Here is a 12116-nt window from a genome sequence, read left to right as displayed (position 1 = left end):
TTGATAGTGTATTGATTGCAGCTACTGCCTTTTGTGCAGTCTGTGATACACATTATCGTGAGAGGAAATCAATAATCTGACTTTCAATATGCCTGATTTCTTGCGGTGTGAGCCCTAATAACTGGCGAGAGGGATAGGTGATTTTTGTATTGCCAATACGCTCCGTTAAACCAAACTGGTGTACACCGGCAATATTTGCTGCGGAAGGTAAAAAATAAATGACAGCTTCTTTATCGCTATTATAGGCGCGTAAAAAACGTGCGGTGGCCAGTTTTTTAAACATGCGGGTTTGCTTGGTTTTGCGCTCTGTACTGATTTTATCTTTCTTGATACTGATATAGCGCTGAATATCTGATTTACGAAATGAGCGCTGCGCTTTTTTATTCGCATCTTGGCCAGTGATTGTTTTGCTATTACCTCGCCAGTTCCGTAAGGTACGTTTTTGACCGTGCCACATAAATTGGATTTCACGTTGTACCGTGATGAAATTCGCTTTGCGTTTGGTGTATGGGCTGCCATCCGGATTTTTTTGTTGTGAAATGCGCTTAATTTGAGAACGGCGTAAATCGCGAGTGATTTCTTTGGCGAGCTGCCGGCGCTGGCCTTGCGACATACGATTTAATAAATGCGTTAATTCACTGTCAAGTTGACGCAAAGTATCATCATTCATCGTGTCGTTGGCCATGCATTAAACGGGTTAGCCGGCTCAGGGGTAGCCTCAATCACATATTTACCGTCTTTATCAATCGCTAATACACGCTCGGTGAGATTTAAATCAATACTGATGTGGGCGGTTTTGTTATCTAAAATCACCGCCTCAAATCTAAAATCTTGTTGCCGCTTTGCGGGGTTCGCTGAAATATCGGATTGATTTTTTCTTAGCCAATCATTGACTACCGCAATTAAGACATTTTGGTCACCACTATAGCGCTCAATAATAATATTAGCGGTGTATTCATATTCAAAACTGGGCGTTTCTTCTAACGTGGAAATAATCCGCCCGTTTTCAACGAACAAGTATAAATTTTCGGGGTTATCTTTGAGAAATGGAATTTTGCTATCTAAATATTCCCGTAAGTTAGTGAGCTTTTTCACGGTTCCGTTCCTCATCAAATAACTCAATCGCACTCAGTTGAATATTGGCAGTTTCTAAGGCTGCGAGTAAAGGGTCAACCATCAAAGCCAAATCGCAATAAGTTAGAACCCGTCCGGTAGAGGCGGTGGTACTTGCTGAGTTAGTGTTTTCGGAATGGGAACGCATTGCGTTTGCACGGATACGGTAGGCGTTGTCGAGCACCCGATCAGCAAGATACTTAGGCACAGGTAAATCACACGTTGGCTCGTTTTTAAGAATGGTTTTATATTCAATTTTTCTTTCCTCGGCGGCGGCGCGTTGAATAATACCGCGACGATAGGCATCACCCGCGATTTGATTTGCACGGTGAAAACTTAATGATTGCTCAGAGATCAGCGCGGATTTTTTATCAACGTCTAACGAAAGTTGTTGGTTTTCTGCCGTGAGTATGCCGACTCGTTCATTGAGTCGATCTATTTTTTTGAGACCTTGCCAGCCGGCGAATATGACACCGGCGACAAGGAATAATGCGAAAGCGATTACCCACTTTTTCATATTAAACATAAGCTTTTCGTCTCGCATTATTGGGTTCAAACATCACAACATCGCCCACGCTTTTTCAAACAGCTCATCACTGTATGGCTGCTGACCATTTTCAACATGGACAATCGCTTTAGCGATTTTGAATGCCGTTTCTTTGTCATAGACATCAAGGCAATCACGACGGCCAAATCCCGTTTCTTTACAGACACGATTAATATAACCCTCTGTATTATTACGGTCTTTTGCAGGCGCCCAACGTTCAATAATTTCTTCCACCGTATCAATTTTGCCGCAACCAACCCCTTGTTTTCCTGCATAGGTTGAATAGGTTCGCAAAAGCTTGAATAATGCGCGAATACCGTATTCAGGTTTCTCAAAACGGCTATGACGGGGCTCAATGCTAGGGTCAAAGGCCAGCTCCCCTCGCCATGGGTTTCTCGGGTTATAATCAATATTGCCCGGATTATTGTTGCGTATGCCGCGTGGTACGTTAGACATGTTTTCCTCCAGTAAAGCGTGACCATAAATAGGAAAGTCCGATACTTCCCATCGCACCAAATACACCGGTGGTGAATAGGGTGATATAAATACTTTGATTGCCCTCAATACAGAGCAATCCGCCTAACAACCCGACAAAGCCGGAAACAACCATTTGCATAAAAGCCGCAAACCAGCTCCACGGGACATTATTCGTTTTAACGTCAATGATGTATCTCACAACACCTCCCCACATTGAAATGAAGAGCATTAATAACCACTGTGCGATACCGAAACTGTTCGGATCTTTATCAAACATGTATCAATCCCATAGCTGTATAAGTGGCTGTACCGGCTCTTCGGTAATTTCAGGTAACTCAATCAATAGCCCTGCAGGTAGCACCGCGCCATGTTCGGCTAGATTGGGATTCGCTAACAAAACAGCCTCGGTCATGCCTGTCGTTCTGCCGTAAAATCGCCAACATATCCCGTCTACGGTGTCACCTTTTATCGTTCTGGTTTTCATATCAATTCAACAATATTGTGTGTCGTACCCTTGATACGCTGAATTGCCCAGATAGCATCACGCTGTAAATCATCAATATTCGTCTCTAAGGCATCGGCTTTTTTGCTGCCGTTTGGGGTTGTATCAATATCGCGGTAACGTTCGATTAAGTTTGCTTTTGCCGCGCTGAATACGGCACGGCGATAAAGGATCACTAATTCCGATACGTCAATTTCCCCATACGTAATTTTGCTGGCCGGAACCGCGCCTAATGTTGTATAGCCCAAGTGGATTTCTTGCTGTTGAAAGCGGGATAATTCACGGTTGGTTTCGATGATGGCGTTTTTTAAGGCTTCAATTAATCGACTTTGGGTGACCGTACCGTCAACTCGCATTGATTCCCGAAATGCGCGGGTATTAATCGCAGGCCAAAAATCACCACTGGTGATTGTTTCATCTTTTTCGTTAGCGGGTTCGGGTGAAACGAAATCCATAAGGTCACCTTAAAAATAGGTAGGCGGTGGGCGAGAGTCCGAAAAATAAATTTCTTATCTCGCGCCGCCTTGCGCGTTGGCACGTTCTTTATTCATCAGCCCTGTTTTTTGCTGACAAAAACTTTTCAATATTCTTAATATCCTGCTTAACCCCACTGCGCTCATTGAGCTCAAGGGCACGCATTAATTCACATAAAGCCGGTTGCGGAAAATCATTATCGCGCAAGCTGTAACCGAGCCATTTATGTAGCTCGGCGCGGACTTTGTCGGGCATATCTTCATGCTCAATTAATGTCATGGTGCGCTGCAAGATATCCAATGGAATGGGATTTTTTGCGGTATAGGCTTCTTTGGCTCTATCTCCCATTTCTTCGGCAATAGCACAACCGGTTGTGCGGGATTGGCCTGACGGCATGGCGAGCTTGTGTTTTAATGCATACTCCGCAATATCAAGCCCTTGCGCGTACAAACCCGCGTCAAAACTCCACAACATGAGATACATCAGCACATCATCTTGAACGCCTGAGTTGCCTTTTAATGTTTCCGTGATCCACGTTTCGTATAGCGGTAAGGCTTTACGTTTGTACGCGGCTTTGCGTTCAAATGATTGAGTTTTACCTAGATCCCGCATATGTTGGCGCAACATCAATTTGACTTGTGTTGCTGCCGAGGGGTCAGCAAGAACGCCATAGGCGCTGACGTTCTTGGCTTCAACCTGCATGCGTTTGCGTTCCCACGGATTCACAGCTTATTCTCCGGTTGGCGCGTCTTTTGCTTCGTCCGGCTCAGTAGGCTCCGCCGGTTTTCCAGACGTCAGCTCAATGTTTTCAATCAACGCCACACAGTCGTAATCTTCAACAATGTAATCTTCATTTACTGATTCGTAGTTTTCGATACGGTCACGTTTGGCATTGTCCACCACTTGACGGCGGCGTGATTCGATTTGCCAGTAAATAGATAAATTATCTAACCGTGTGATAAGCATTCCATTTTTCGGGAAATAGGGAACACGTACCGCTGGCAATCCACCGAGGCGTTTTTGGCTGATAATCACATCCGCAGCTAACGCCTCGGTATTGGCTTGATCACGATTGACGATTGGGAAATATTTATCGGCTAAAAGTGAGCGGCCACAGATAACCACTAAATCGGTATCGTCGGCGTACACTTCTGAAATCGCGTGGTCAACGGCTTGCATAACCAGTGCATCAAGGTTTTCATACTCTTCACCTTTACCCACTTTGATAGGCTCAGGGGTGATTTGGTTGGTGTCTTTATCGGTTGAAGAACCTAAAACATGTTCAGGGGCTTCAAGGCGAATTTTATGTAACCAACCGATGTTGACGTCCTGTAGCATTTTGTTGACTGTACGGTTTGAAGTTGCCGCGCGGCTCGTACCGTTAAAGCCAATCATGATACGATCAAGGGCTTGACGCTGAATAATGGCATCGCGGATACGGCGCTGGAAATCTTCAAACATCGCCCACATGTCCAGTTTTTCATAACGAATAGCGGTATCGAAATTCGTTTGGCGGCAGTGATAGCCTTGTTTGGCCAATTGAGTTGGGTCAGTCGGTTCGCGGTCTTGTTTGGTGGTGTCCGTCGTGCCGGCAACCGTTGAGCCAATGCCGAGGCCGATTTTTTCGCCCACTTGGTCTTTGACAGGCACAATATTAATTTTGGTCAGAAAGACGGCGCTTAACTGAATTTTGCTTTCCAGTTTTTGGGCTGCCGAAGGCTCAATTTCCACTTTTGAATCTGTGAATTCGTGTGGCTGAACACCGTAAATTTCACCTAGACGGGTCATGTAACCGTTAAATTTAACTTTTGTTTCTTTTCTCATTGTTTTTCCCGTTTAGCAATCAGTCAGGTTTTCAGTGTTGGTTGTATTGCCGCCAAAAGACGTGGGGCGGTGTTGCTGATTATCTTGCTGGCTCAAATCTTTTTTGAGTTGGTCCAGCTCACTGCGCAGGGTTTCATTTTCTTGCTTGATACCCGATAACGCTTTAACTTGTGTTTCAAGCCGAGTCAGCTTTTGTGCGGTTTCGGTTTGCTCTTCCGCGCAAAGCTCTACCGCTTGGTGAATGTCATTGAGTTCAACATCATTGCGCTGACGTTCGCGACTGAATTTCGCCATGATGCGATCTTTCAAGCTGGGTTTTTCTGGTTTGTTTTCTTCTTCGGTAAATTCAATCACCGTTTCTTCCGCCGCCGTAAAGACGTTATCTTTATCTTGCTTGCGTTCTGAGAAAGTCGCGGTTTTATCTGCACCCGCGCTAAATTCCAACATGCTCGTGCCAAGGCTGGCAGGGTTATCCGTGACAGCTAAGCCCACCAAATAAGCACCGTTCATATCAGAGAAATTTGGATTGATTTCAACAGACGTATAAACTTTCTGGCGTTTTTTATTCATTTCGACCAACTCAGGTGTTGGTGTTAACACGCCATATAGTGCTAGCTTTCCTGCTAATGCTCCCTCGCTGATTTCCTCGGTATAGACCGACTCAACATCACCGAAGCGCGGCATAAAAGAATAATTCCAATGCTCCATATTGATGCGGGCACCATAAACATTTTTATCGTAATTTTTGGCGATTTCCGTCAACCATTGGCGCTGCACTTTACGCCCATCGGTTGTGGCTCCCTCAACACAAAGGCGCACCGGTTTAGATTTTTTTGTCATTGCTCAGGCTCCGGCAATTAAATTTAATGCGTAGATAAAAAATTGATGAGCCTATGTTTTCAGGGATGGGGGCTAAGAAACAATGCTTTGCCATTGTGTGGGAAATGGCACAACGACAGCTCGGGGCGATTGGGCGTGTGAGCCAGTAATCTGGCGACATGAAAACATTACACGATTTTGACCCAAGAAAACGCGCGATGCACCTGTATTTTAACGGGTACCGAATTGCGCGTATTGCTGAAATCCTCAAAGAAAAAACTGCCACTATCCACAGTTGGAAACGTCGCGACAAATGGGATGAGATCACCCCCGTTGAGCGCGTGGAAATGACGCTGGAGATGCGACTTTGTACGCTATTGAGTAAAGAAAATAAAGAGGGGAAAGACTTTAAAGAAATCGACTTACTTTATCGCCAAGTAGAGCGGCATGCCAAAATTCACAAGTACCAAAACGGCGGCAATGAGGTTGATTTGAACCCGAAACTGGCCAATCGCAATAAAGGTGAACGCCGCGCCCCTGAGAAGAATTTATTTAGCGAAGAGCAGATTGAAAAGCTGGAAGAAATCTTTCGTGAAAATATGTTTGAGTACCAGAAAGCATGGTACGGCGCCGGCCATAAGCACCGAATTCGCAACATCTTAAAATCACGCCAAATCGGGGCAACTTACTTTTTCGCTCGTGAAGCCTTTATGGATGCACTCATTACCGGTCGAAACCAAATATTTTTATCAGCGAGTAAAGCCCAAGCGCACGTATTCAAAGGCTACATTATTGATATGGCGCGAGAGGTTGATGTTGACTTAAAAGGTGATCCGATAGTTTTGCCTAATGGCGCAACACTGTATTTTCTTGGCACCAATGCCCGTACCGCGCAGAGTTACCACGGTAATTTGTATCTTGATGAGTATTTCTGGATACCCAAATTCCAAGAATTACGCAAAGTCGCCTCCGGTATGGCCATGCACAAAAAATGGCGTCAAACCTACTTTTCGACCCCATCCGCATTAACACACAGCGCGTATCCGTTCTGGTCTGGAAAGCTCTTTAATCGTGGTCGTCGTAAAGCCGATCACGTTGAGGTCGATATCAGCCATCAAGCATTAGTGAATGGCATGATGTGTGGTGATGGCCAGTGGCGGCAAATTGTCACGATTGAAGATGCCATGCGGGGCGGGTGTAATTTATTCGATATTGATCAACTCTATTTAGAATATAGCCCTGATGAATTCGAAAACTTACTTATGTGTGAGTTTGTCGACGATATCGCGTCCATTTTCAACTTGCAGTTAATGCAAAAATGCATGGTGGACAGTTGGGAAATATGGGACGACGTTCAACCGTTAATGATACGCCCCTATGCTTTCCATCCTGTTTGGATTGGTTACGACCCCGCGAAAGGCACACAAAATGGCGACAGCGCAGGCTGTGTGGTTATCGCGCCACCGCTACATAAAGGCGGTAAGTTTCGCATACTTGAACATCACCAATGGCGCGGCATGGACTTTCGCGCGCAATCGGACGCGATAAAAGAACTCACCGAACGCTACAACGTGCAATACATCGGGATTGACTCTACGGGTATTGGCCATGGCGTTCTGAAAAATGTGCAAGAATTTTTCCCTGCTGCAAAAGAATTTGTCTATAACCCTGCGTTAAAGAATGCGTTAGTGCTTAAAGCTTATGACGTGATTAGTCATGACCGACTGGAATATGACGCGGGTAGTAATGATATCACTCAATCTTTTATGGCCATTCGCCGTGCGACCACTGCCAGCGGCAACCGACCAACCTATGAAGCAGACCGCAGCGAAGAGGCCAGCCATGCTGACTTAGCGTGGGCAACCATGCACGCCCTTTATAACGAACCGATCACCGGTGAAAATCACAATCAACATAATATCGTCGAGGTCTTTTAATGAGCCGTAAAAATAAAAAACGCCAATCACAAACACTGGCGCAAAAAACCGACAGCGCATCAATGGAAGCATTCACTTTCGGTGATCCAATCCCCGTACTCGATAAGCGTGAAATTTTTGATTATTTGGAATGTGTGCAAATTGATAATTACTATGAGCCGCCAATTAGTTTTAACGGCCTTGCACGCACGTTCCGTGCAGCCCCACACCATAGCAGCGCAATTTATGTAAAACGTAATATTCTCACCAGCACATTTATACCCAATAAATATTTAAGTCGTCAGACGTTTGATAGCTGGGCATTAGATTTTTTACTGTTTGGTAATGGGTATCTTGAAGAACGAAATAACCGGTTAGGACAATCACTGAATTTTAAACATTCGCCGGCTAAGTTTACCCGCCGTGGTGTTGACTTAGAAACTTATTGGTTTGTGCAATATGGCTACGATATTAAACCGTATGAATTTCAAACGGGCAAAGTGTTTCATTTGATTGAGCCGGATATTAATCAAGAGTTATACGGCTTGCCTGAATATCTTGCGGCGATCCCCTCCGTACTGCTCAATGAGTCGGCAACACTATTTCGCCGTAAATATTATCTCAATGGTTCGCATGCCGGTTATATCTTGTATATCAGTGATGCAGCACAAAAAACCGATGATGTTGATAAAATTCGTGAAGCCCTCAAAAGCAGTAAAGGACCCGGGAACTTTCGCAATTTATTTTTGTACGCACCAGGGGGAAAGAAAGACGGCATTCAAACCATCCCACTTTCCGAAGCCGCCGCAAAAGATGAATTTCTCAATATTAAGAATGTGAGCCGCGACGATATGTTAGCGGCACACCGCGTACCCCCACAAATCATGGGTATCATTCCTGAAAATGTGGGCGGCTTTGGTGATGTTGAGAAAGCGGCAAAGGTGTTTGTGCGTAATGAGTTGATGCCGTTACAAAGTAAGATGATGCAATTGAATGATTGGTTTGGTGGGGAAATTATAAAGTTTGAAAAATATTCTCTGGACTTAGACGACGAATAATATCACGCGTAAATTCAATGATACCGCCCACTGAGGCGGTATTTTTTGCCTGTAGGTAGGTGATTTGGATGCCCAAATGATGAAATTGCTACAGTTAAGATGGTTATTTATTAATATCATCGGTATAGCTGATGTTGCCTCCAAATTCTGGATAAAGCCAAGTAAAGAATAGAACTAACCCAATGGCGATAACAATAGTTGAAATTATTAACAAAACTAAAGCCCATGAAGGAGGTAAAATTGTGGCCCAAAATGGCCATAGCATAAATAAAATTCCTAAAACGATGATTGTTAAAATAGTGTTATATGTATTTTCTGACCTTCTCTTTGATGGTGCAAATTCAAATGTTTTTGGATCTATATCGAGTTTAGTAAATACACATTGATTGATTTTTATATCAGGAATTCTCGCAAGTCCTTTAAGAATTGCTTTGAGCATTAATTTTCTTTTTTCTACAGGAGAGAATGGAGAATAGTTAAGCCAGTTCTCGATGGGTAATTTATACTCTTCACTTTCATTTAAGGCGTTTTTATATTGAAAAACAAGATAGTCTGGCCTATATCTACCGCCTGTTTCGATATGAACAACATACCCAGAACAAATATTTTCCCAGGATATTTCAATGTTCATTTTTGGATATGTGGCACAAGAAAAGCGAAATCCGTCATTATCGACAGATAAATAACCAACAGTTTTATTAAATCGTTTTAGTAGAGTAAAAAATGAAACTAATAGTATGATCTCAATAGTGACAAAAAGAAACTTTCCAGAGATAACATTCCATAGAACAAGAGAAGTAAATGCACATATCAAAGTACAAAATAACCATATAAAATAGGTAGGTGTTTGATTACCATGTCCAATGATTGATTCTATAGGAAGTTTTAATTCATCAGGTAATGGATAAGTAATTGTTTCGAAATGGATATAAGGACGGCTATTGTTGCTAATACTATTGTCATTTAGGCTATCAGTACTAAAAATAGTCTTATCGTAGTTATAGTGGTTTCTATTTCTAGGTTTGTTTTTGTTTTTGTTTTTGTTTTTTTTCATTTTCTAAATGGTAAGTTGTCGTAATTAATTCTTTTCAGTGCTTTTAAACGTTAACATAAGTTAAATTTTTTGTCTATAAAGACTAAAGGTGCTCAGGGTTTTGGCTTGATATCTGCAAAAATCGAAAGACATAAATCGTTTAATTAAAATTATTTTTATCGACAAAAATTTATACAACTCCCGCAATTCTTCAGGTGAAATTTCGCCCATTGTTTAAAACAATAAAAGAGGTGAGTAATGTCGCAAAATACTAATCCGGTGCCAAAAATTGGCTTCGTTTTACTCGACTGCCCTAACTTGTATTAGTTCGCCAAGACGAATCCGCAATAAATTATCCTCATCAAATACCGATTTAAACAGCACCACGCGCCACCTCAACGCACGCAAAAATAATTACTATCTACTTATAGAAAATTGAATTTAACGCCGTGACGGCTCGGAAATTTTGCGGACGGATATTTAACAATAAACACCTCGCCGCGCAATCGTAGCCCCGCCACGCCTGCCCACTAAATAGGTTGGTTTTCATGCACCCGCAAGAGATCGTCTGAACAGCGCCAGTGGTGGGGCTTCACACAGGTAACGATCCTTTTTTGGTCTTGCGAATTTGGGCGGGAAATTGCAGAAAACTGAACTTACTAGTAAGTATGATTTTAATAGTTTAGTATCATCTAGTTAAATCATAGATATGCAAGTATAGCTATAAATGATTCTGAAAAATACTTATGATATGTCGGTAAAAAAGTGGATTAATGAACATGAATATGCATATATTTAGAAATAATGATGAGATTGGTAAGTTAGAAGCAGAATCTGACTCATATTTAGATTCTTGTTTCTACGAAACCAATATTTTTAAAGGAATAATGAACTTTGATTCATCTGAAAAAAATCCTGATTTTACTAAAAGAATTATCGTTGGAAGAACTGGAAGTGGTAAATCAGCACTTCTAAGAAAAATACTTGATGAAGGAAGTATAAAAATTTACGATAAAATTGAAGCAGAAAACACTATATTTGAACATGTAAAAAATAATGTGTTTATTTCTTCACTCAGCGATAGAGGAATTGATTTAAGAGTATTTTACAAATCATTATGGTTACATGCTCTACTTATCAAGGTGATACCTGCGCTACACAGGTCAAGCTACCAAAGTTTTTTTAACTATATTAAAGAGCTTATAGGTGGTAAGAAAAAACCTTATAGTCCTGAGCTGGCTAATGAATATATCGATCAATTTAAAGATACTTTTTTTAATGATAAAGCTTTAGTTGAGATCAGTAATAAAATGCAACAAGAGCTTTCAAGTAAAATAGCTATGAGCGGAATAGACATTGCCGGTAAGCTTGGCCGGGAAGATACTCAAAAAATACAGTCAGAAACATCTAGTTATGTTAGTAGAGAGTTAATTAGGAAGCAAAAAGAACTAATTAAGATTTTAAATGAAGAATTTTCAGAGGCTGGTCAATTTAGAATCATAATAAGTATTGATGACCTAGATCGTTCATGGTTAAGCTCAAGTGACATACGATATGATTTTATAAATGCTTTACTTGAAGCATTTAGAGAGTTACTTAATATTAAATCTGTAAAAATATTAATCTCGATAAGAACAGATATTCTCATGGGTATTTACAATAAAACCTTAAGACAAGATGAAAAAGACCAATCACTAATATATGCAATTTCATGGAATAAAACAGAAATACGAGAAATTATTGATAAGCGTATTAATCATTTAGTTAAAAACAAGTATCAGAGTGCTAAAAATATTTCGATGAAAGATATTTTTGATTTTGATATAGATGGAGTATCCGCTGACGATTATATATTAGATAGAACTATGTTACGTCCTCGAGATGCTATCAGCTTTGTTAACTATTGCCTCAAAGAATGCGATGGCAATGTCAGCATTGATAAGGATATTGTTTTGATAGCAGAAGAAAAATACTTTTCTTCAAGAAAAAGAGCGTTAGTTTCTGAATGGGTTAGTATCTATAAAAATATATCAATCTATGTCGATTCATTATCTCTTTTACCTATTTCTGAGTTCTCTACTGATTTAATTGATGAATCTAAGAAAAATCTTATCTTAACCTATATACTTGACAAAGTTGCTTCAACTGACGATGAACTGCATTCGAAAATAGTCATGAATTTCGATGAGCTAGTAAATGTTTGGTTTATTGTTGGAGTAATTGGGATAAAAAGAACTCAATCATTGTTCATATATTCATCATATGATAAACCAAATTTAGATATAACCGATATGAAACGGACATTTGTTATTCATCCTCTATTTGATAGAACATAAATTCTTTGACTACGCAT

General features: G+C 41.2%; 14 protein-coding genes. 3 read left to right on the top strand and 11 right to left on the bottom strand.

All coding sequences use genetic code 11. From position 1 onward, the window contains the following. Positions 1 to 52: 52 nt before the first annotated feature. The 10 genes from CYG50_RS06450 to CYG50_RS06405 all read right to left on the bottom strand — a co-directional run bounded on the left by CYG50_RS06450 (position 53) and on the right by CYG50_RS06405 (position 5777). Positions 53 to 670 (bottom strand): phage virion morphogenesis protein, encoded by a 618-nt coding sequence (locus CYG50_RS06450; protein WP_102140828.1) that lies wholly within the window; start codon positions 668 to 670, stop codon positions 53 to 55. After that, positions 667 to 1095, bottom strand: a complete 429-nt coding sequence (locus CYG50_RS06445; RefSeq protein ID WP_102140829.1) for a phage tail protein — start codon at positions 1093 to 1095, stop codon at positions 667 to 669. The genes CYG50_RS06450 and CYG50_RS06445 overlap by 4 nt, the downstream gene beginning before the upstream one ends. Beyond that, positions 1079 to 1639 (bottom strand): DUF2570 domain-containing protein, encoded by a 561-nt coding sequence (locus CYG50_RS23425; RefSeq protein ID WP_238706825.1) that lies wholly within the window; start codon positions 1637 to 1639, stop codon positions 1079 to 1081. The genes CYG50_RS06445 and CYG50_RS23425 overlap by 17 nt, the downstream gene beginning before the upstream one ends. A gap of 33 nt (positions 1640 to 1672) precedes the next feature. Further along, positions 1673 to 2116 (bottom strand): structural protein, encoded by a 444-nt coding sequence (locus tag CYG50_RS06435; protein ID WP_036962066.1) that lies wholly within the window; start codon positions 2114 to 2116, stop codon positions 1673 to 1675. Next, positions 2109 to 2414 carry a phage holin family protein gene (locus tag CYG50_RS06430; RefSeq protein WP_116068753.1) on the bottom strand — a complete coding sequence of 102 codons (306 nt, stop codon included), beginning with the start codon at positions 2412 to 2414 and terminating at the stop codon, positions 2109 to 2111. Before CYG50_RS06430 ends, CYG50_RS06435 begins: the two co-directional genes overlap by 8 nt. Before the next feature lie 3 nt (positions 2415 to 2417). Beyond that, on the bottom strand, positions 2418 to 2621 hold the full coding sequence (locus CYG50_RS06425; protein WP_110591553.1) for a tail protein X: 204 nt from the start codon (positions 2619 to 2621) through the stop codon (positions 2418 to 2420). Continuing rightward, a complete protein-coding gene (locus CYG50_RS06420; RefSeq protein ID WP_116068755.1) occupies positions 2618 to 3094 on the bottom strand; it encodes a head completion/stabilization protein in 477 nt (158 codons plus the stop codon). Before CYG50_RS06420 ends, CYG50_RS06425 begins: the two co-directional genes overlap by 4 nt. A gap of 88 nt (positions 3095 to 3182) precedes the next feature. Further along, positions 3183 to 3839 (bottom strand): phage terminase small subunit, encoded by a 657-nt coding sequence (gene gpM / locus CYG50_RS06415; RefSeq protein ID WP_238706824.1) that lies wholly within the window; start codon positions 3837 to 3839, stop codon positions 3183 to 3185. Positions 3840 to 3842: 3 nt separating this feature from the next. Next, positions 3843 to 4937 carry a phage major capsid protein, P2 family gene (locus tag CYG50_RS06410; protein ID WP_116068757.1) on the bottom strand — a complete coding sequence of 365 codons (1095 nt, stop codon included), beginning with the start codon at positions 4935 to 4937 and terminating at the stop codon, positions 3843 to 3845. A 12-nt stretch (positions 4938 to 4949) separates the two neighbouring features. Then, positions 4950 to 5777, bottom strand: a complete 828-nt coding sequence (locus CYG50_RS06405) for a GPO family capsid scaffolding protein (RefSeq protein WP_116068760.1) — start codon at positions 5775 to 5777, stop codon at positions 4950 to 4952. A 158-nt stretch (positions 5778 to 5935) separates the two neighbouring features. Between CYG50_RS06405 and CYG50_RS06400 the strand changes: the two genes are divergently transcribed. Both CYG50_RS06400 and CYG50_RS06395 read left to right on the top strand, forming a co-directional pair. Beyond that, positions 5936 to 7693: a terminase ATPase subunit family protein gene (locus tag CYG50_RS06400; RefSeq protein WP_116068763.1), complete on the top strand. Its 1758-nt coding sequence runs from the start codon at positions 5936 to 5938 to the stop codon at positions 7691 to 7693. Beyond that, positions 7693 to 8730: a phage portal protein gene (locus tag CYG50_RS06395; RefSeq protein ID WP_071548745.1), complete on the top strand. Its 1038-nt coding sequence runs from the start codon at positions 7693 to 7695 to the stop codon at positions 8728 to 8730. The genes CYG50_RS06400 and CYG50_RS06395 overlap by 1 nt, the downstream gene beginning before the upstream one ends. Positions 8731 to 8833: 103 nt before the next feature. Here CYG50_RS06395 and CYG50_RS06390 read toward each other — a convergent pair whose 3' ends face one another. Continuing rightward, positions 8834 to 9784, bottom strand: a complete 951-nt coding sequence (locus tag CYG50_RS06390) for a hypothetical protein (protein WP_102139197.1) — start codon at positions 9782 to 9784, stop codon at positions 8834 to 8836. Positions 9785 to 10542: 758 nt separating this feature from the next. On the opposite strand from CYG50_RS06390, the gene CYG50_RS06385 reads away from it, so the two are divergent. Then, positions 10543 to 12099: a P-loop ATPase, Sll1717 family gene (locus CYG50_RS06385; protein ID WP_102139323.1), complete on the top strand. Its 1557-nt coding sequence runs from the start codon at positions 10543 to 10545 to the stop codon at positions 12097 to 12099. The last annotated feature ends 17 nt before the right edge of the window (positions 12100 to 12116 follow it).

Source organism: Providencia huaxiensis, from assembly GCF_002843235.3.
GTDB lineage: Bacteria > Pseudomonadota > Gammaproteobacteria > Enterobacterales > Enterobacteriaceae > Providencia > Providencia huaxiensis.
The sequence above is the reverse complement of the archived record's forward strand: the minus strand, read 5'-3'. Positions and strand labels throughout refer to the sequence as shown.